Genomic DNA, 19,036 nt, shown 5'->3' on the forward strand with positions numbered 1-19,036 from the left:
CAGCTTAATGAATACTGCATGTCTGTGCTATGCTCTTTCCGACTGCATTGGGGAGTTTCATGAAACGTCTGCTTCTCGCATCCACTTTCCTGATTTCGGCTTGCGGCGCGACGTTCGCCGCCGACGTGATTGAGACCGTACCGGCAGGGTTTGTCTGGTCGGGTGGCTATGTCGGCATCAACGCCGGCTATGGCTGGGGACGCGGTGACGCGGTCGACCAGACGGATTCCTTCTTCGACGAGGAGCTTGGTCAGACCCATGACGTCGATACCGACGGCTTCCTCGGCGGCGTTCAGGCCGGTTACAACTGGCAGTCCGGAGCATTCGTCTATGGCGTCGAAGCCGATCTGGGCTATCTCGGCCTCGACGGCGACAGGACTATCGTCGAAGAGCCGGACAATTTCGGATCGGCGAAACTGGGCGTCTATGGCGATCTGACGGCACGTCTGGGCTACGCCACCGACAGGCTGCTGATCTACGCCAAGGGCGGCGCGGCGGCGACTCACTACAAAATGAGTTATGGCGATACTTTCGATTTTGACGGGGTGCCCGACCCGGACAGCAGCGCATCGAGGAGCGGAGGCCGCTTCGGCTATACGATCGGTGGCGGTGTCGAATGGGCCTTCGCCGACAAATGGACCACGAAGCTGGAATACCAGTACTTCGACTTCGGTAAGGTCCGTTTGACAGATATCGAGGGCAACGACGCAAAGGTGAAGATCGACGCCCATACGATCAAGATCGGCCTGAACTACAAGTTCTGATCGATCCGTCGTTCCGACGGCGTCGCAACCAAGTGACGCCATAACGTGACCCGAGGCTGGCAGCTTCCGGCGTTCGGCGTTGCGGCTGACAGCAGATCAGGTCGCCGGAGCCTGCTTCCACTCGAAAGTCAGCTCCTCGCGGAAGGCAAAGCGCTTGATGTGATCGGCAACGACGCTCTGCATGCGCTCCAGCGATCCGCTTTCCTCCGTCGACACAGTGATATGCAGCGCTGCCGCATCGGCATCCATGACAGTGCGGCCGAGCGACAGATCGATGGTGCCGTGGTTCGGATCGAACTCGACGGGAAATTTGTGCGCCCAGTGCTTGCACAACTGCTGCAGATAGCGGCTGGCATACGCGGTGGTGACATCGGCACGGCTGGTCGGCATGAACGAATTCTCCTGGATGAGGCACTGGCTTTGCTTGGCTGGCGCGACAGGCAGGTAAATAGGTGCCGTTGGTCGAAATGGCAAAGGCGGCCGGCTTGTCGGCGCGGCCGCCTCGCTCAAGATGGCGTGATCGCTACCAGGTGCCGGTGTTCGGCATCGATGCCCACGGCTCGGCCTTGGGTTTGGCCGGGCCCTTCTGCAGCAGTTCGAAGGAGATGCCGTCCGGCGACTTGACGAAGGCCATGTTGCCGTCGCGCGGCGGCCGGTTGATGACGACGCCATTGTCCATCAGATGCTGACATGTGGCGTAGATGTCGTCGACCTCATAGGCGAGATGGCCGAAATTGCGGCCGCCCTTGTACTCCTCCGGATCCCAATTGTAGGTCAGTTCGATCAGCGGCGCCTTCTCAGTGATGCCGCTTTCTACATCCTCGGGGGCGGCGAGGAAGATCAGCGTGAAGCGGCCCTGCTCGTTTTCGTAGCGGCGCACTTCCTGAAGGCCGAGCTTGTTGCAGTAGAAATCGAGCGAGACATCGACGTCGGCGACACGGACCATTGTGTGGAGGTAGCGCATGGGATTTCCTCGGGGATGTTTGGGTTGCGAGGCAACATAAGGTCCACCCCGCCGAAGGGCAACGAGCATCGGACTGGAAAAGTGGTCACCGGTTTTGGAAAAATCAGATTGCTCTGACAAAGCGCCGGACACAAGTGGTTGCCGATTTCGGCAAAATCCGATGCAAATTGCCGACCGGTTGACCGCCTTGATGGATCGCCATTGCAGTCGGCAGCGACGCCGGCAAACAACAAGTCAGCTATTCCTGTATTCAACCGTGAAAAAAGGCACGGCAGGTCTTGCACACCCCGGAAGCGGCGGTGTTAATCTAATGTCAAGAATCACTTGCGGTTTTCTTGAAAAAAGGGGGCGTTCTTATGGGGGATAAGGCCTCTTTCACGAGGCGGGATGAGAACCTTGACGACGCCCTGAAGCGCGACAGTGGCGGCGATACCGCCGACCTTGTCGAAATCGCCGGCGCCATCAAATGGTTCGACGTGGCCAAGGGCTACGGTTTCATACTACCCGATGACGGTTCTTCGGGCGACATCCTCCTCCATGTCACCTGCCTTCGAAAGGACGGTTTTCAGACTGCATTGGAGGGCGCGCGTGTCGTGTGCCTTGTCAAGCACGGCGACCGTGGTTTGCAGGCGTTCCGGGTGCTGTCCATGGACACCGCCACCGCGGTCCATCCGGCCGAGATGCAGGAACAGCGCACCCATGTGGCGGTGACGCCGGAAAGCGGGCTCGAGCGGGCGCTGGTTAAGTGGTTCAACCGCACCAAGGGCTTCGGCTTTCTGACGCGCGGCGAGGGCACCGAGGATATCTTCGTCCATATGGAGACGCTGCGCCGCTATGGCATCACCGAGCTCAGGCCCGGACAGGTCGTGCTGGTGCGTTTCGGACGCGGTGACAAGGGCCTCATGGCTGCCGAGATTCACCCCGATATGGGCACCTTGCCGGTCGCGCATTAGGACGCGAGCCCTCCTGAGGAAATCAGGACGGCTCTTTCTTGGTTTCACCACGATCTTATCCGAATACCTGAGACCACTTTTAGGGATCATGGTCTTTGGTCGAGGATTTCCAATGGCGTACAGGAACTGGCTGACAGCGGGCGCGCTCTGCGTCATCGTTGCGGTAGCCGCAGGCGCTTACTTCTATTCCGGGCAGCCGACCGCATCCCAGCAGACGATCGCCGGCGGTCAGGCGATGATCCTTCCCGTCGATCCGACACCCTTGGTCGTGGCGACGAAAGGGGGCAATAAATCCTTTTCCATCGAAGTCGCCGACACCGACTCGGAACGCGAGGCCGGCCTGATGTATCGCCAGGATATGGCCGACAATCATGGCATGCTGTTCGTCTTCGAGATGCAGAAGCAGGTCGGCTTCTGGATGCACAACACGCCGATGCCGCTCGACCTGATCTTTGTTGGACAGGACGGCAAGGTCCGGGCCGTCAAGCACGGCACTCCATTGTCCGATGCAGTCATCTCGCCGGGTGTGCCAGTGCGCTTCGTGCTGGAGCTCAAGGCCGGCACCGCCGCCAAAAACGGCATCGACTATGGCGATCTGCTGCGCCATCCGGCCGTCGGCACGGTGTCCGGCCCCGGCATGCCGCCATCGGACAAGGGCAACGCGCCCACGCCCGGCGCCGGCTGAGCCGCTCCCGATGCAATTCTTCTCCCATGACGGGTTCGACTTCGCCTTCCTCGACCGCCAGCCGGCGTCGGGCGATGGCGATCCGGTGCTGATGATCCACGGCTTTGCCTCCAGCCACTATGTCAACTGGGTATCGCCCGGCTGGTTCAAGACGCTGAACGATGCCGGCTATCGCGCCATCGCCTTCGACAATCGCGGCCACGGCTCGTCGTCGAAAAGCTATGACGAGGCCGACTACACACCAGCCAAAATGGCTTCGGACGCGGCGGCCCTGCTCGACCATCTCGGCATCGGCCGCGCGCATGTCATGGGCTATTCGATGGGCGCGCGCATCGCGGCGTTCCTGGCGCTGTCGGATCCCGGCAAGGTGGCGACTCTGGTCTTCGGCGGGCTCGGCATCGGCATGGTCGACGGCGTCGGCGACTGGGACCCGATCGCCGAGGCGCTGCTGGCCGACGATCCGGCCGCCACCAGCCATCCGCGCGGCCGCTCCTTTCGCGCCTTTGCCGATCAGACGCGCAGCGACCGCCGCGCGCTGGCCGCCTGCATCGCCACGTCGCGCGAACTGCTCAGCGAACACGACATGACGCGCATCGCCCAACCGACGCTGATTGCGGTCGGGACGACAGACGATATCGGCGGCTCGCCCGACGAGCTCGCCGCGCTGATGCCGAACGCCAAGGTGTTTCACATAGACGGCCGCGACCATATGCTGGCTGTGGGCGACAAGACCTTCAAGCAGCGGGTTTTGGAGTTTTATGCCGAAAATCCGCTTTAACCGGTAAGCGATTTTTCGGGCGAAATGGATTGGGCGGCCGGCGAGGGGTGGCAAACAATGGCTCAATGGGGAAGAAGCGCCGACGCTCTGCCGGGCGCCGTCGTGACAAGCATGTTCGGCAAGCGTTCCGTCATCCTGGCGCTGCTCGCCTTCGGTGCCGGTGTGATAGCGCTGACCACAATGGTGGCGCTGCCGGCCCACGCATCCGAGCGTGCCCAGAACATCGCCACGGCTTTCTTCATGGCGGTTTTCCTGCTGGCAGGGCCGTTGGCGCATATTGCCGGATTGATTTTCGGGCTGATGGCGCTGGTGCGTTCGAACGATAGCCGCGTGCTTGGGGTCGTCGGCATCCTGCTCAACGGCGGCTCCCTGGCGGTTGGCTTCCTGCNCTTCCTGCTGCTTGTGGCAATGGCATCGACGATCGGCGCTTTCACCTGATCGGGGACGAGTAATGGCCGGATGGGGAAGAAGCACGATAGCAATGCCCGGCGTGGTGGGGCGGAGCAGCTTGGGCAAACGCTCGGTGATCCTGGCCCTGCTGGCGTTCGCAATGGATGTTGCGGCGGTGGTCACGCTGGCGTTGATGCCAGGCGAGGCGTCGCTGGCCGCTCAAAACGTCCTCGGTGGGGTTTTTCTGGTGGTGTTTCTCGTTGCGGCGCCGCTGGCGCACATCACCGGCGTGGTTTTTGGCTTGATGGCACTGGGACGTTCAAACGACAATCATGTCCTCGGCATCGTCGGTATCCTCCTCAACGGGCTGTCGTTGGTGATCGGCCTGTTCTTTGTTTGGGCGGCGACCAAGTCCGTTGGCGCCTTCAGGTGATCGATCTTCGTCTGGCTTGCAGCCGGAGGCGGTGCCGCTTTGGTTGATCTTCTCGTCACCTACATGGAGATGCGCCCGCGCGATTTGGCGCCTGCACGCGTCAGCCCTGCAGCAGCGACCACGGTGGCGCCGGAAAGGCTGGACAGCGCCGCTTACATCGACCTCTACCGCGCTGTCGGCGAGCCGGTGCAGTGGGACCAGCGGCTGCGCATGCCGGCGGAAGACCTCGAGCGCCTGCTGGCGCTGCCCTCGACACATATCCATGTGCTGCGCGTCGAGGGCGTGGCCGCTGGTCTGTGCGAATTCAACGGCGTCGGCCAGCCTGAGGTCGAGCTGGTTCATTTCGGGCTGGTTCCCGCCTTCCAGGGTCGCAGGCTCGGCCCGTTCCTGCTCGACCAGGCGCTTCGCGCCATCTGGTCGCGGGCGCCGCAAAGGGTCTGGCTTCATACCGACACATGCGACCATCCGGCCGCGCAATCGGTCTACAGGCGCGCCGGTTTCAAAGCCTATGCGCAGCGCATGGAGACATTTCCGGATTAGGATTTGAGCGTTTCTAGAGACCGCGCCAGGTTTTGCTTGGCCTGGGGCTCGAACCTGTGGCGGAATTCCTGCGAGTGAAAAATATGCTGGCGCGCGAGGAAAGTCTTGAGAATCGCGCCGCGGCCGGCGCGCCACATAGGCTCCTCGACCCAGCCATATTCGCGTCGGACCGCTTGTTCGTAGGCGTCGAAAGCGTCGGCTGACGCACCCAGTATCGCCAGGTCCATGTCGAGGAAAAGCGCTGCGTCGCGGAGGGCGTTCTCATCGGCAAGGCCCCGTGGTTGAAGGCTGGGCAGTTCATGCGTGGCAGTGGCGACGATCATCGCCGCGATGCGGCCGAGGCGCTCCGGATCGGTGCGGGCGGCAAGTTTGTCCTGCGCAAGTGCCGCACTCCTTGCCTCGTTGTCCTTGGCGCGGCTGTCATAGATGGCGTCGTGGAACCAGATTGCGGCTTCGACGGCGCCGGAATCATGCAGCGATGCTCGATATTGGTCCGCCAGCGCCAGCAACGCCTCGATATGGGCGAGGTTGTGATAGTGGCGATCCGGAGCTTGATAGAGCCGGCAAAGCGCGCGTTTCAGCGGGGCGTCGATCAAGGGTTCGTTTTCCATGGCGGCTTGAATTTCCGTGAACCAAATCCATTTCACCGAGCACTAAGGAAAATTGAGTTCAATCGTGCTATGATCTGGCTTATATGTGCCGCCGGAGAATAGGCAAGCGGCCAGGACGCAGGACAAGACGTCGATGAACAGCATCAGCATTTCCCGCCCCACAAAGGTGCAGCCGGTCGATCCGATCTGGCGTTCGGTCCGCGACGAGGCGATGGAAGCGGTCAACCGCGACCCGCTTCTGGCGGCGTTCCTCTATTCGACCATCCTCAACCAGGAGAGCCTGGAGGAAGCTGTCATCCATCGGCTCGCCGAGCGGCTCGCGCATCAGGACATCGGCTCCGACCTCATCCGCCAGACGTTCAAGTCGATGCTGGCCGACGACAAGGAATGGTCGTCGATCGTTCGTGTCGACATCCAGGCCTATTACGACCGCGATCCGGCCTGCGACCGCTTCATCATGCCAGTGCTCTATTTCAAGGGTTTCCATGCCATCCAGACGCACAGGCTGGCACATTGGCTGTGGAATCAGGGCCGCAAGGATTTCGCGCTCTATCTGCAGAGCCGCTCGTCCTCGGTGTTCCAGACCGACATCAACCCGGCCGCCCGCATCGGCAAGGGCATCTTCATCGACCACGCCACCGGCCTCGTCGTCGGCGAGACGGCGGTGATCGAGGACGATGTGTCGATCCTGCACGGCGTGACGCTGGGCGGCACCGGCAAAGCCGGCGGCGACCGTCACCCCAAGATCCGTTACGGCGTGCTGATCGGCGCCGGCGCCAAGATTCTCGGCAATATCGAGATCGGCCATTGCTCGAAGATCGCGGCAGGCTCGGTCGTGCTGTCGCCGGTGCCGCACAACAAGACGGTTGCCGGCGTACCGGCCCGCGTCGTCGGCGAGACCGGCTGCGACCAGCCTTCGCGGCAGATGGACCAGCTTTTGCCGTCGCAGTCGATGGACCAGGTCGTCAGCTTCGACATCTGATTTGCAACACCCGGCGTGCCGGACTGAGTCCGGTTGCCGGCGCCGTTGCCTCTGGAGCATGATGCCGAAAAGTGTGAAGCGGTTTTCGGACGACATCATGCTCTACCTCCTTGATTTAGAGGCGGATTTGGATTCGACCTGAAATCATCCGGCTCCAGGGTTCGCGTTCTATCCAACCGGCTTGCCTTTACATCGCCATTGTCGACGTGCCAGAAGCGCGTTCCAACGAGCAAGCCCGACGATCGGAGAAGACTTTTGAAGCCGGACGAAATCAGAAAGCTGGACGCCTATTTCAAGCGCGTCTTCCAGAATCCCAAACTCGAGGTGAAGGCGCGGCCGCGCAAGGAAGATTCGGCCGAGGTCTATGTCGGCGACGAGTTCCTCGGCATCGTCTTCAAGGACGAGGACGACGGCGACTATAATTTCTCGATGGCGATCCTCGACATCGATCTGGCCTGATCGCGGAACTGGGGATCGGAGTTGCCTATCTCCAACGAAGTGGGGAGATGAAGAGCAAGCCTCGGCGATCCTTCCCACCCCCCTCTGTCCTGCCGGACATCTCCCCCGCAAGGGGGGAGATCGGCAGTTCCTCGGCTCTTCTTCTGCAACCTCGATAATTGGCGAAAGCAGTGATGGGGGCGTAATCTCCCCCTTGCGGGGGAGATGTCCGGCAGGACAGAGGGGGGTGCTGTCCCGCCAACGTTCGTAAACTTCTGCGCCGCTTCGCTTCGCCCGAACAGAGGCAGGCTAGCGCCCGGTCTTCAGGACGCGCGTGGCCTCGGCGACGATAGCGGCGTCAAGCGCCGGCCAGTTGCCCAGCAACTCCCGGGGAAAGCGGTAGGTCAGGCTGAGGCTGTCGCCGACCTGGATGTCCCGCTCGCAGGGCGCCAGCGATTCCTCGGCGCTCGGTCCGCTCAGGCAGCGGGCGACGAACGGGTCCTTGCCGGCCCGGCCGGCGACCGCGAGCACCTCGTTGAGATAGCCTGATTTTTCCGTAAAACCGTAAATCGTCGTGCCGCCGGGGCCGGGCGCGCCGGGCTGGCTGATGAGCGCGCTATAGATCGGCGCGAAACGGCCGCTCATGTCGCGCGACATCATCTGCGGTTCAAACGACAGGAAGATGATGTTTTTGGCGGCCCCCGTGTGGTTGAAATCGTCGCGGGCGGCTTCGCTGTAGCCGTCCATCTGGGGATAGCGCAGATAGAGGTCGAGGCGCGAAGCGATGCCGTCGCGCCGCGCCTGCAGGAAGCGGATGGCGTTGGCCGGCACGGCAATGACATTGTTGCCGATCACTACCCTGTGGACCGTGATGTCGTCGGTGTAGCCGGCCATGGCGATCGAGCGGCCGAACCATTTTCCGCCAAGGCTGATCGCCAGCGACAGCAGCGCCAGTGCGGCAAAAGCATAGAACACCCGCTTCATCAGCACGGAATCGACGACGTTGAACTCTTCTGCGGTCGCTGCCTGCTTCATCGCAATCCCCATAGTCGCCGCCCTCTGTCCCTAGGCGGCACACATGCCGCGGCATGGCTCTTGCTGCGCTGGACGCGACTGTGCGATTTCATGGTAAACGGAAGGTAAAGATGAGCCTGCTGCTACCCGTTCTCTTTGCTTTTGCCGTCGGGCTCACCGCCTGCGGGCTCGCTGGGTCCGTGATGGAACTGGCGGCGGGCCGCCGGCTTGCCTTTGCCGAGCCTTATGTGTCGCCGGCGTACATCCTGCGCTCGCTGGCCACGACCGCTTGCGCCGGGCCGTTCATGCTCGCCAACGATGCGCTCGATGCGCGGCGCGAAGGCCGCATTTCCACGCTCATGCTGATGTCCTGCGGCTGCACGGTGATCGCCTGGGCGCTGGTGCTGGGCATCGTGCTGATCGCCATTGCCTCCTGGGGCATCAACTCTCCTGGTGCGCTTCTGCTTTTGGTGGAATCGCTGGCGCGGTATTTGCCTTGAGGCAAATGCGGGAGAAAACCGGCACGCGGTTTTCCTCGGATTGTTCTAGGGTTTGTCCCGGCCTGCGACGAATCGGAGACTGCAAATGCCGACCTACGCAATCGACGGAAAAGCGCCCCGTTTCGAGGATGCCGACAGCAACTGGATCGCGCCGGACGCGACGTTGATCGGCGACATCAGCGTCGGTCGCAATGCCGGCTTCTGGTTTGGCGTGGTCATCCGCGGCGACAACGAGGCGATCGTCATCGGTGCCGACAGCAATGTCCAGGAGCATACGGTGATGCACACCGACCCCGGCTTTCCGCTGACGATCGGGCAGGGCTGCACGATCGGCCACCGCGCCTTGCTGCATGGCTGCACGATCGGCGACAACAGCCTGATCGGCATGGGCGCCATCGTGCTCAACGGCGCCAGGATCGGCAGGAATTGCCTGGTCGGCGCCGGCGCACTGGTCACCGAAGGCAAGGAGTTCCCCGACAATTGCCTGATCGTCGGCTCCCCCGCGCGGGTGATCAGGACGCTGGACGATGCCGCGGTCGCCAAGCTGCGCGGCTCGGCCGCGCACTATGTCGCCAACGGCAAGCGCTTCAAGGCCGGGCTGAAGAAGGCCTGAACTCTATTCCTGTTTGACGATGATCTTTTCCGAACGGCAGGTCAGCGCAGCAAAAACCGGTTCTCACTTTTCGCTGCCGCGGTCCTTCGGTTCGGGATCATGGTCTGAAATGGTGGAGCCGGCCCGGGGACGGGGCCGGCTCCTTAAAACCCGGTCGTTGGGGACGGGGAGGGTGGGGACTCGACCGGGCTTTCTCGTTAGGCACGTCGCATTATTCGATGTGCTTGACCTCTGTGATGGCGTCCTAGCGGACGCTGGCAACCGCGTCGGCGCGACCGTCATTGATCGTCACCCACACGCCGGAATTCTGGTCGGACTGGCGCTTCAGGTAGGTGTAGTCTGTGTCGGTCCAGGACAGCACCTTGGACTCCAGATTATCGAGGATGAACTCGCCGAGGCTGGTGCGCACGGTCAGCACCGCATGGCCGTCGCCATTTTGTTGGCGCGCCACGGTCATCAAGAGATTGCCGGCGGGAACGCCAAGCGCCATCAATTCGCGGCGCTTCTCCAGCGCATAGTCCTCGCAGTCGCCGAAGCCGCTGCCGGGATAGGACCAGACCTCTTCCTTGCCCCACATTTCCATGTCGGTGCGCGGCACGATCCGGGTGTTGACAGAATTGTTGACGTCGACGATCGCCGCCCACAGCTTGCGGGTCAGTTCGACCGGTGCCTGCTTCGGCGTGCGCTGAGCGCACTCCTGCGGCAGCTTCTGGCAGAATTCGTAGTGACCGACCGGCTGTGTCGTGCGGCCGCCAGTGTGCATGTAGGCCGGTCCTGCTGCTTGCGCCGTTCCCCAAGCGGAAAGCTGCATCGCCATTGCCAAGAGCAACAGCTTGCCCCACGTCTTTGCCATTCGTCAGTCTCCCCGTTTGAGGAGACAATGACAGCGTTGGATTTATTTGACGCAAAAACCCGAAGTAGACATTGAGTAAAAGCTCAATAGAATACGCGTAAAATTTGACCTATTTTAATATAAAATCGTTCAGGTCTCGGCGTAAACCCGCGGTGTCGGGGCGCGGATTTCCGGGTGGAGCCGTGGATTTGCTGCGTGCCGCTACAAGCTGGAGAGGCAGGCGGAACGCCGGCAACAAAAAACCGGCCGCGCAGGGCCGGTTCGTTTTTGCTGCCTGTTGCCGATCGTTCAGGCGCGCGGGGCGTTGAACTCGGAATCGAGCGTTTCCGGGCGTTGGATGACGGCGAATTCGATGGCAACGCCATCCTCGAAATGACGCACCACCTGGCCACGCATGGTGCCCAGCATGACCTGGATGCCGAGCGCCGGCTTGACGTCGATCTCGACCGCCGCGCCCGACAGCGACAGGTCGATGATGCGGCACTGATACTGGCGCCCATCGGTGAGCTGCAGCACGCTTGTCGGGTTGCGCGGCGCCACGCGTTCGTGGCGGCGGTCTTCCGGCAGGTCGAGTTCATGCTTGTTGGCGAGCCAGGTCAACTGCGCGGCCAGTTTGTCCTTCTTGCGATCCGAGGCAATGACGGTCATAGCAAAGCCGTCCTGCGAAGTGCGCGTCACCACGCCCTCGATGCGGCCGATATGATCGATATAGGCAATGATTTTTTCGCCCGGCATGCCGACGCGCTCGGTGCGCAACGCGACATTGCCCGGTGACATATCGACGACCTGGCAAGGGTGTTCGGTGCGGTCCTCCAGCATGAAGCGCCCGTAGATCTTGACCCGGACGCGCTGAAAGTTACGCCTTTCGGCGCGGGACGGTGCGTATTCGACCGCCGCTGACCTCATGACTGCCTACACCCCGTTGGCATTCCCGCGTCGTGCGTGGAATCTCGGCCAAAACTACAGCCAAGCAGGTTAACAAAGGAGAAAAGTGGGTCGCCGATAGTTAAGATTAGCGCCGGCTTGGAGACTATTGCTCGCGCCCGCCGTCGAACACGACGAGGTGGCGGATACGGCGCGACCGACCGAGCGCCGAGATGGTCTCCGGCGCTTCGAGTTCGGGAGCCAACGACGGAACGGATATTTCCGGCCGGTTTNACCGAGCGCCGAGATGGTCTCCGGCGCTTCGAGTTCGGGAGCCAACGACGGAACGGATATTTCCGGCCGGTTTTTCAGGAACATCGGTTCCTTGTCGGGATCGATGACCCGGATGGCGTCGATCAGCGCGTCGGTGATCGGGTCGGCGCCCAGCCAGAACGGCTTTTCCACGGCGCTGATGACGCCGAGGCAGCGCGGGTTCTCGACGCCGCCATCGAGCGGCAGCGCAAGCAGTTCGAAGTGGTTGGAACGGCCGTTGCGGCTGAATCCCTCATAAGTGATCGACACCACGGATTTCTGCTCGAAAACGCCGTGAATGAGGCGCGACACCAGCCGCTGGTCCTTCTCACGCCATAGCGAGGGGAACGAAAACCCCTTGAGCTCGCGGCCGTAGCCGGCGCAAAGCCTGGTGCCGGCAAGCCGGAACACCGCTTCGCCGCGCGTATCCCTTTCCAGGATGAAGGTGTCGGCCAAAAGCGCCTTGATGTCGGCCGGTTCGACCTCCGAACGCTTTGGGGCAGGACGTCCGCCACGCAGGCGATTCCAATAATGGAACAGCGCGATTGATCCGTTCTGGTTCATGCTATGAAACTCCGCGCATTCTGCCGTCTGATGGTCCCATCGGTGAACAGAAAGGGCGCCCTCCGATGACCTACATGCGTTCCGGAGCAGGATGCGTGCCAGCGTCGTTAAGACTTGTTCACGGGTCGGGGACGTTAAGGTTAACAAGTGGTTTACGTTGCGCGCACAGGCTCGCCATGGCACACCAAAACCACTCCAGAAGCGGTCGTTTCGCGACGACCAACAGCACTTCGGTCAATAGTTTTAGGGGAGCAGGGGGCTCGACCAGCCGTTCAAGGGAAACCTTGGACGGCTTCTTTTTGATTCGCGGTTTGTGATTCGCGCTTTGTGATTCGTAGTTTGTGATTTGTCCGGGCATGGCCTAGATGCTCGCGACACGCAAATCCCTGGATCAGTGCATATGAGCGAACCGGCCGGCCCCCTGGAGACCGAACAGACCGCGGAGGCGCCGCCGCCGCGCCGCGAGCCGGTGTTCAACCTGCCACCGGTGGTGCTGGCGGTGATCGGCATCTGCGTCGCCGTCTTCCTGCTGCAGCAATATGTGCTGACCGAAGAGCAGCAGATAACATTGCTCACCGATGGCGCCTTCATTCCGGTCCTCTACACCGGCCAATACGGTTTCGACTGGTTCCTCTTCACCCGTCCTTTCACCTATGCCTTCATGCATGGCGGCGTTGCCCACATTGCCATCAACATGGTTGCGCTGGCCGCCTTCGGGTCGCCGCTGGCCAACCGTCTCGGCTGGTTCTGGTTCGCCTTGTTTTTCGCCGCCACCGGGCTGGCCGCGGTGGTGCTGTTCTGGGCGGTCCATCCATACGGCGAAGCGCCGCTGGTCGGCGCTTCCGGAGCGATATCGGGCATGATGGGTGCTGCGGCGCGTTTCGGGTTCCGTACCGACCGCTCCTCCGGCAGGGCGGCCTTTGCCGGCCCCGTGCTGCCGATCGCAATCGTTTTGCGCATGCGCGGCGTCGTCAATTTTCTCGGCGCCTGGATGGTCATCAATCTCGCCACCGGCCTTTACGGTCTCGGGCTCGGAGAACCCGGCCAGATCGCCTGGGAAGCGCACATTGGCGGCCTCGTCGCAGGCTTCTTCGGGTTGCGCTGGTTCGACCGGCGTTGGCGGGCGCCTGAATGGGAGATCCCCGACGACCAGCGCACCCCCGACTAGCGCACTCTATTGGCGCACCCCACTGGCACACCCCACTGGCACACCCCACTGGCACACTTGAAAAGCAACCGATCACGGCGCACGATGTTCACTCTTATGTGAAGCCGGTCAGGGCGGGAGCTGGCTAGCCAAGCAGGAGGAGGAGGACGCCATGACGGTTAAGGCAATTCTCGAGAGAAAAGGCCATGACGTGTTCACGCTCGGGCCGAATGTAAAGCTCAGCGAAGCCATTCGAATCCTGGCCGACCACAAGATCGGTGCACTGGTCATCACCAATGGCGATCGCAAGATCGTCGGCATCCTTTCCGAGCGTGACATCGTGCGGGTCGTTGCCAGGGAAGGCGCTGCCGCACTTGATATAACGGTACGCTCGGCGATGACGCCGAAAGTGAAGATCTGCAACGAGAACCACACGGTCAACGAGGTGATGGAGATCATGACCAAAGGCCGTTTCCGCCATCTGCCGGTGGAAAAGGATGGGCTGCTCGACGGCATCGTGTCGATCGGCGACGTGGTCAAGCGCCGCATCGAGGATGTCGAGCGCGAGGCCGACGAAATCAGGGCCTATATCGCAACGGCCTGACCTGACGAAAAGACCGCCGACCGGAATACCGGCCGGCGGCGTTCATTCTATCGGTGCCGAGCGGCCGAAAGCGGCTGAAAAGGCCAGCCCGCTGCTCTGCGCTGCTTTGGGCGCTTGTCTCGCGAAGCGGTTTGCACTAGCGAAGACCGATACCCAAATCACGAAAATCGAAGTTTTCGCGAGCCAAAAGCGCAGGCCACCATGACCCTTATCGATACCCGCACGCCCGACGCCAAACGTTTTATCCCCGGCGCCACCGGCGATTGGGAGATCATCATCGGCCTCGAGGTTCACGCGCAGGTGACCTCGGAAGCAAAGCTGTTTTCCGGGGCGTCGACGACTTTCGGCGCGGCGCCCAACGCCAATGTCAGCCTGGTCGACGCGGCCATGCCCGGCATGCTGCCGGTCATCAATGAGGAATGCGTCAAGCAGGCGATCCGCACCGGCCTCGGATTGAAGGCGCAGATCAACCACAAGTCGGTGTTCGACCGGAAAAACTATTTCTATCCCGACCTGCCGCAGGGCTACCAGATATCGCAGTTCAAGCAGCCGATCGTAGGCGAAGGCACGATCGTCATTTCGGTCGGTCCCGACCGGCAGGGCGAGTTCGAGGACATCGAGATCGGCATCGAGCGCCTGCACCTGGAGCAGGACGCCGGCAAGTCGATGCACGATCAGCATCCCACCATGTCCTATGTCGATCTCAACCGCTCCGGCGTGGCGCTGATGGAGATTGTCTCCAAGCCCGACATGCGCTCGGCCGACGAGGCCAAGGCGTATGTCACCAAGCTGCGCACCATCGTGCGCTATCTCGGCACTTGCGACGGCAACATGGACGAAGGTTCGATGCGCGCCGACGTTAACGTCTCCGTTCGCAGGCCCGGCGGCGAATTCGGTACGCGCTGTGAGATCAAGAACGTCAACTCGATCCGCTTCATCGGCCAGGCCATCGAGTTCGAGGCGCGCCGCCAGATCGCCATCCTCGAGGATGGCGGCAAGATCGACCAGGAAACCAGGCTGTTCGACGCCGTCAAAGGCGAGACGCGCTCGATGCGCAGCAAGGAAGAGGCGCATGACTACCGCTACTTCCCCGATCCCGACCTTTTGCCGCTGGAATTCGATCAGGCCTATGTCGACGCGCTGGCCAAGGAGTTGCCGGAGCTGCCCGACGACAAGAAGGCGCGGCTGATCTCTTCACTTGGCCTGTCGACCTACGACGCCTCGATCCTGGTGTCGGAAAAGCCGATCGCCGACTATTTCGAGCAGGTGGCCTCGGGCCGCGACGGCAAGCTTGCCGCCAACTGGGTCATCAATGACCTGCTCGGCCAGCTTAACAAGGCCGGCAAGGACATTGAAAATGCTCCTGTAACACCGGAGCAGCTCGGTGCCGTGATCGACCTGATCAAGGAAGGCACCATCTCCGGCAAGATCGCCAAGGATCTGTTCGAGATCGTCTGGAACGAGGGCGGCGATCCGCGCCAGCTGGTCGAAAGCCGCGGCATGAAGCAGGTCACCGACACCGGCGCCATTGAGAAAGCGGTCGACGAGGTGATCGCTGCCAACCCCGACAAGGTCGAACAGGCTCGCGCCAAGCCGACCATGGCCGGCTGGTTCGTCGGCCAGGTGATGAAAGCCACCGGCGGCAAGGCCAACCCGCAGGCGGTCAACGATCTGGTCAAGGCCAAGCTCGGTATCGAATAGAACAATGTTCGTCCGCACCGCCAGCGAACGTGACCTTGCCGCCGTCCGCGCGCTGCTGGTCGAAACCTGGCACGCAACCTACGACGCGATCTATGGCGCCCAGCGGGTGACCGAAATTACCGATGACTGGCATTCGATCGCCTCGCTCAAGGCGCGGCTGACAAGGCCGAACTCGGAATTCCTGGTCGCCGATGACGGCAAGCGTATCGGCGGCATGGCTTTTGCCGCCGCAACGACGGATGCGAAGATCGTGCTGCTGAACCAGCTCTATGTACTGCCGGCCTGCCAGCGGCAAGGCATCGGCCAGGCCTTGCTGGACGAGGTCGAAGCCAGCTTTCCCGAGGCGAACAGGTTGCGGGTCGAGGTGGAAGAGGCCAACGTGCCGGCCATCGCCTTCTACCGTTCGAAGGGATTTTTGCCGGTCGGCAGCACAGCCGATTGCGGCGGCGGTTCGGGGTTGCCGGCGCTGATCTTCGAGAAGCCGCTGGGATAGGCGTCCGACGAAACGTTCAGTGCTGTCCCTTCAGCACGACCAGATAGCCGCGCTCCACCGGCTGCCGGAAGGCGATCTGTTCGGATGTGCCCGGATCTTTCGATTGCTTTTCGATGACGTAGCCGCCGGGATGAGACTTGAGCCATTCCTCAGGCTTGTCGGCGTTCTCGAATGGCTTCTCTATTCGCCCAAGGAAACCGACCTCGCCCTGATAGTCGTAAGCGACGGCCCAGTCGGCGTCCTTTCGTTCGTCGATGAAGCTCGCCAGCGGCGTGAGATCGTAGCGTTTGAACACGGTCGCCGAGGCGGCGGCGTGGCCGATGGCGAAAAGGGCAAGCATGACAAAGGCCGTCGCCCTCAGCCTGGCGACTGAAATCTCAGCCATGAAGTAGCCCAGCAGAATGGTCGCGAACGGTAGTGCCGGCACGACATAGTGCGGCTGCTTGCCGGATATGGCGCTGAAGACCAGCAGCACCGCAATGAACGAGAACGACAGCAGGCGCAGGGCACGCAGATCCGGGGATTTGGTGTCGATCAGGCTGCGTATCCGGGCAACCGGCCTCAGCCGCCACACCGGGGGGATAAAGGCCCAGGGCACGAACATGAGCGGCAACAGCATCAGGTAAAAGTAAAACGGCCGGCCATGCGAATTGTGCAGGCTTCCGGTAACCCGACCTGCCGACTGGTTCCAGACGAGATCGTAGACGAAACTGCCCTTGGTCAGGATGGTCGCGGGCGCCAGCCATATGGCGACCGGGACAAGGGCGGCGAGAATTGCCAGGCCGGCTCCGGCAAAGAACTGCAAAGGGGCAAGGCCGGCTCGCCGGTCACGCCAGAGGGGATAGAGCAGGACGGGCGCGCCGATGTGAATGAGCACGACCGGGCCTTTGGCCAGCACGCCGAGCCCGATGAAGAGACCCGCCAGCACCGCCTGCCAGCGGTTGCCGGTCCTGGCGAAGCCCAGCAACGCCAGCAGTGCGGCGACCACACAGGCCGTCAAAAGCATGTCGAACAGGATCAGGGTCGAATAGATGACAAAGACGGTGCTGCCGGCCACCAGCCAGGGGATGCGACTGGCGATTTCCGGGCGCTCGGGAAACAGGGTTTTGGCCAGAAGTGTCGTCAGCCAGATGACCAGCGACGAGGCAGCGAAGATGACGAGCATCGCCGCCGCGCGGCTCACACCGAAGATGTTCCAAGAGAGATCGATGAGCCAGAACAACAGCGGCGGCTTCTGCAGATAGGGCGCAAAGTTCATCGTCGGTACGAAGACATGTCCACCGAGATACATCTCCCAGGCGACGCTGAGATAGCGCGTCTCATCGACCGGCAGTAGCGGACGGAAAGCGAGCGCGATGCAAAGCAGGGCCAGCAGGAAGAGGTAAGGCAGCAGCCGTTCAATTCGTGTCGGTATCAAATTCGGGGACCGCCCAGGAAATCGTTTCCACGTCCGGTCGTGCACGATGCACCGTCTCCGGACCGGAGCAGAACCGCACCATGATTTTGGCCGAATTGCAACGATGCCGGCTTGGTATTGTGGATTACGCCTGCGTACCGGCAAATAGTTGAAAAATTTGATGATTGGCTCCGAGTATGGCTTCAGGCCGAGCGCAGCGGCGGCGTCAATTCGCGCATCAGGAGTTCCAGCTCTCGCTGGTCGCCAGTGGCGGTCTTGTCGAAGATCGTCGCCAGCTGTGATTTGACGGTGCCGTCCGAGACGCCGCTGGCAGCCGCGATTTCACGCCGTGTCAGCCCGGCGGCGACATGGCCGGCGACACGCTTTTCCGCTGCTGTCAGTCCGAACAGTGCAGCGATCGCTTCCAGCGCCGGCACTGATGTGGCGCCGGCGGCGGCAATGAAGATGGCCGCGGCGGCGCGCGGCGATATGCGGGCCGAAATGTCGCGTCGCGCCAGAGGCATGACATGCGCCACCGCCGGAGACATGGCCTTCACCAGCGGAATGTTGATGCCGGACGGTCCGAGCGCGAATTCGTCGCGCGTGCCGAGCTGGACGGCGCGGCCGATGGCGGTGTTGGCGTTGGCATAAGCGAAGGACAGCTGGCCGCGCACCGAGGACACTGAGGCGGTTTCGGTGAGCAGGGCTTCGGCTGCCCGATTGGCGAAAATGATCTGCATATCGTCGGCGACGATCAGCACCGGATGGTCGAGGCTCTCGAGGATCGAGCGAAAGACGTCGGCCTTGCGCCGCTCGGCCTCGAACAGGTCGCCGATGGTCACCGCACGCCGGACATGGGGGGCGAGCGTGGACATCAGGTCGATATCCCTGGCTGAAATCTGGGGCCTGTCCTTGTCGGTAACCACCATCAGCGTGCCGGTGCGCGCCGGCTGCTTCATCAGCGCTACCCAGAAGAAATCGTCGAGACGGTTGGGTTCCACCCACTCGCGCACGATGCGGCTTTCGAGCCAGTTCTGGCGGGCGTCAGGGCCTTGCAGGGCGTAGACGCTGTCGACGGTGAACGGTATGTCGACTTCCATCTTCGGCACCGCCTTGAAAAAGGGCACCTCGCAGGCGTAGTCGCGCTGCAGCGGCTCAAGCAGAACCGGATCGCCGCAGGAAGTCGAAAACCGGGCCGAGTTTCTCGCCGTATCGACGACCGCCAGCATGGCAAGCCGGCCGAGCGCCAATTTGCAGATTGATTCAAGCGTCGATGGCCAACGGCCGACATCGACAATCGAATCGTAGATTGCCTCGACGATCTGCGGCAGGGCGCGACCGACTATGTTGGCCTGGACAGACACGTAGAGCCTCGTAAGGATTGCAGCGTAGTGGCAGGTCACACACTGTCTCTGCCTGGGGTCGCACACAACATAG

At 62.0% G+C, this 19,036-nt stretch carries 22 protein-coding genes and 1 pseudogene; 14 read left to right on the forward strand and 9 right to left on the reverse strand.

Annotated elements, in window-relative coordinates:
* Positions 1–59 precede the first annotated feature (59 nt).
* A complete protein-coding gene (locus X728_RS161600) occupies positions 60–764 on the forward strand; it encodes an outer membrane protein (protein WP_023830693.1) in 705 nt (234 codons plus the stop codon).
* Positions 765–860: 96 nt separating this feature from the next.
* On the opposite strand, the gene X728_RS161595 is transcribed toward X728_RS161600, so the two are convergent.
* A complete protein-coding gene (locus tag X728_RS161595; protein WP_023830694.1) occupies positions 861–1,154 on the reverse strand; it encodes a DUF2218 domain-containing protein in 294 nt (97 codons plus the stop codon).
* A gap of 133 nt (positions 1,155–1,287) precedes the next feature.
* Positions 1,288–1,728: a VOC family protein gene (locus X728_RS161590; RefSeq protein WP_023830695.1), complete on the reverse strand. Its 441-nt coding sequence runs from the start codon at positions 1,726–1,728 to the stop codon at positions 1,288–1,290.
* A 356-nt stretch (positions 1,729–2,084) separates the two neighbouring features.
* Between X728_RS161590 and X728_RS0134110 the strand changes: the two genes are divergently transcribed.
* The 5 genes from X728_RS0134110 (at position 2,085) to X728_RS161565 (ending at position 5,507) form a co-directional block, all read left to right on the forward strand.
* Positions 2,085–2,681 (forward strand): cold-shock protein, encoded by a 597-nt coding sequence (locus X728_RS0134110; RefSeq protein ID WP_031194802.1) that lies wholly within the window; start codon positions 2,085–2,087, stop codon positions 2,679–2,681.
* A gap of 112 nt (positions 2,682–2,793) precedes the next feature.
* Positions 2,794–3,366 carry a DUF192 domain-containing protein gene (locus tag X728_RS161585; RefSeq protein WP_023815354.1) on the forward strand — a complete coding sequence of 191 codons (573 nt, stop codon included), beginning with the start codon at positions 2,794–2,796 and terminating at the stop codon, positions 3,364–3,366.
* 10 nt (positions 3,367–3,376) lie between these two features.
* Positions 3,377–4,144, forward strand: coding sequence for an alpha/beta hydrolase (locus tag X728_RS161580; protein WP_023688366.1), 768 nt, complete (start codon positions 3,377–3,379; stop codon positions 4,142–4,144).
* Between the two features lie 508 nt (positions 4,145–4,652).
* Positions 4,653–4,967, forward strand: coding sequence for a hypothetical protein (locus X728_RS161570; RefSeq protein WP_023688368.1), 315 nt, complete (start codon positions 4,653–4,655; stop codon positions 4,965–4,967).
* 39 nt (positions 4,968–5,006) lie between these two features.
* Positions 5,007–5,507: a GNAT family N-acetyltransferase gene (locus X728_RS161565; protein WP_023830697.1), complete on the forward strand. Its 501-nt coding sequence runs from the start codon at positions 5,007–5,009 to the stop codon at positions 5,505–5,507.
* On the opposite strand, the gene X728_RS161560 is transcribed toward X728_RS161565, so the two are convergent.
* The gene (locus tag X728_RS161560; RefSeq protein WP_023830698.1) at positions 5,504–6,118 is read right to left on the reverse strand and encodes a hypothetical protein; all 615 of its coding nucleotides are present in this window, start codon (positions 6,116–6,118) and stop codon (positions 5,504–5,506) included. The genes X728_RS161565 and X728_RS161560 overlap by 4 nt on opposite strands.
* Positions 6,119–6,251: 133 nt before the next feature.
* On the opposite strand from X728_RS161560, the gene cysE reads away from it, so the two are divergent.
* Both cysE and X728_RS161550 read left to right on the forward strand, forming a co-directional pair.
* The gene (gene cysE / locus X728_RS161555) at positions 6,252–7,100 is read left to right on the forward strand and encodes a serine O-acetyltransferase (RefSeq protein ID WP_023695384.1); all 849 of its coding nucleotides are present in this window, start codon (positions 6,252–6,254) and stop codon (positions 7,098–7,100) included.
* Positions 7,101–7,355: 255 nt separating this feature from the next.
* Positions 7,356–7,559 carry a DUF3126 family protein gene (locus X728_RS161550; protein WP_006200852.1) on the forward strand — a complete coding sequence of 68 codons (204 nt, stop codon included), beginning with the start codon at positions 7,356–7,358 and terminating at the stop codon, positions 7,557–7,559.
* 288 nt (positions 7,560–7,847) lie between these two features.
* Here X728_RS161550 and X728_RS161545 read toward each other — a convergent pair whose 3' ends face one another.
* On the reverse strand, positions 7,848–8,573 hold the full coding sequence (locus X728_RS161545) for a hypothetical protein (RefSeq protein WP_023805266.1): 726 nt from the start codon (positions 8,571–8,573) through the stop codon (positions 7,848–7,850).
* Between the two features lie 110 nt (positions 8,574–8,683).
* Between X728_RS161545 and X728_RS161540 the strand changes: the two genes are divergently transcribed.
* Positions 8,684–9,052 carry a hypothetical protein gene (locus X728_RS161540; RefSeq protein ID WP_023830699.1) on the forward strand — a complete coding sequence of 123 codons (369 nt, stop codon included), beginning with the start codon at positions 8,684–8,686 and terminating at the stop codon, positions 9,050–9,052.
* 85 nt (positions 9,053–9,137) lie between these two features.
* Positions 9,138–9,665, forward strand: a complete 528-nt coding sequence (locus X728_RS161535; RefSeq protein ID WP_023830700.1) for a gamma carbonic anhydrase family protein — start codon at positions 9,138–9,140, stop codon at positions 9,663–9,665.
* Positions 9,666–9,909: 244 nt separating this feature from the next.
* Here X728_RS161535 and X728_RS161530 read toward each other — a convergent pair whose 3' ends face one another.
* The 3 genes and pseudogenes from X728_RS161530 to X728_RS24835 all read right to left on the reverse strand — a co-directional run bounded on the left by X728_RS161530 (position 9,910) and on the right by X728_RS24835 (position 12,258).
* Positions 9,910–10,518 (reverse strand): transglutaminase-like cysteine peptidase, encoded by a 609-nt coding sequence (locus X728_RS161530; protein WP_023830701.1) that lies wholly within the window; start codon positions 10,516–10,518, stop codon positions 9,910–9,912.
* A gap of 288 nt (positions 10,519–10,806) precedes the next feature.
* A complete protein-coding gene (locus X728_RS161525; RefSeq protein ID WP_023667501.1) occupies positions 10,807–11,424 on the reverse strand; it encodes a PilZ domain-containing protein in 618 nt (205 codons plus the stop codon).
* A 124-nt stretch (positions 11,425–11,548) separates the two neighbouring features.
* A pseudogene (locus X728_RS24835) lies at positions 11,549–12,258 on the reverse strand (PAS domain-containing protein).
* A 400-nt stretch (positions 12,259–12,658) separates the two neighbouring features.
* Between X728_RS24835 and X728_RS161520 the strand changes: the two are divergent.
* The 4 genes from X728_RS161520 (at position 12,659) to X728_RS161505 (ending at position 16,203) form a co-directional block, all read left to right on the forward strand.
* Positions 12,659–13,426 carry a rhomboid family intramembrane serine protease gene (locus tag X728_RS161520; RefSeq protein ID WP_023681507.1) on the forward strand — a complete coding sequence of 256 codons (768 nt, stop codon included), beginning with the start codon at positions 12,659–12,661 and terminating at the stop codon, positions 13,424–13,426.
* Positions 13,427–13,577: 151 nt separating this feature from the next.
* A complete protein-coding gene (locus tag X728_RS161515) occupies positions 13,578–14,009 on the forward strand; it encodes a CBS domain-containing protein (RefSeq protein WP_023667498.1) in 432 nt (143 codons plus the stop codon).
* Between the two features lie 201 nt (positions 14,010–14,210).
* The gene (gatB, locus tag X728_RS161510) at positions 14,211–15,710 is read left to right on the forward strand and encodes an Asp-tRNA(Asn)/Glu-tRNA(Gln) amidotransferase subunit GatB (RefSeq protein WP_023681506.1); all 1,500 of its coding nucleotides are present in this window, start codon (positions 14,211–14,213) and stop codon (positions 15,708–15,710) included.
* Between the two features lie 4 nt (positions 15,711–15,714).
* A complete protein-coding gene (locus X728_RS161505) occupies positions 15,715–16,203 on the forward strand; it encodes a GNAT family N-acetyltransferase (RefSeq protein ID WP_023830703.1) in 489 nt (162 codons plus the stop codon).
* A 16-nt stretch (positions 16,204–16,219) separates the two neighbouring features.
* Here the strand turns inward: X728_RS161505 and X728_RS0134115 are convergent, their stop codons facing one another.
* Entirely contained in the window at positions 16,220–17,620 is a 1,401-nt protein-coding gene (locus X728_RS0134115; protein ID WP_050589846.1) for a glycosyltransferase family 39 protein, read from the reverse strand.
* A 182-nt stretch (positions 17,621–17,802) separates the two neighbouring features.
* Positions 17,803–18,963 carry a helix-turn-helix transcriptional regulator gene (locus tag X728_RS161500; protein ID WP_023830705.1) on the reverse strand — a complete coding sequence of 387 codons (1,161 nt, stop codon included), beginning with the start codon at positions 18,961–18,963 and terminating at the stop codon, positions 17,803–17,805.
* Positions 18,964–19,036: the final 73 nt, after the last annotated feature.

The sequence above is a fragment of the Mesorhizobium sp. L103C119B0 genome, from assembly GCF_000502235.1.
In the GTDB taxonomy this organism is placed as follows: Bacteria; Pseudomonadota; Alphaproteobacteria; order Rhizobiales; family Rhizobiaceae; genus Mesorhizobium.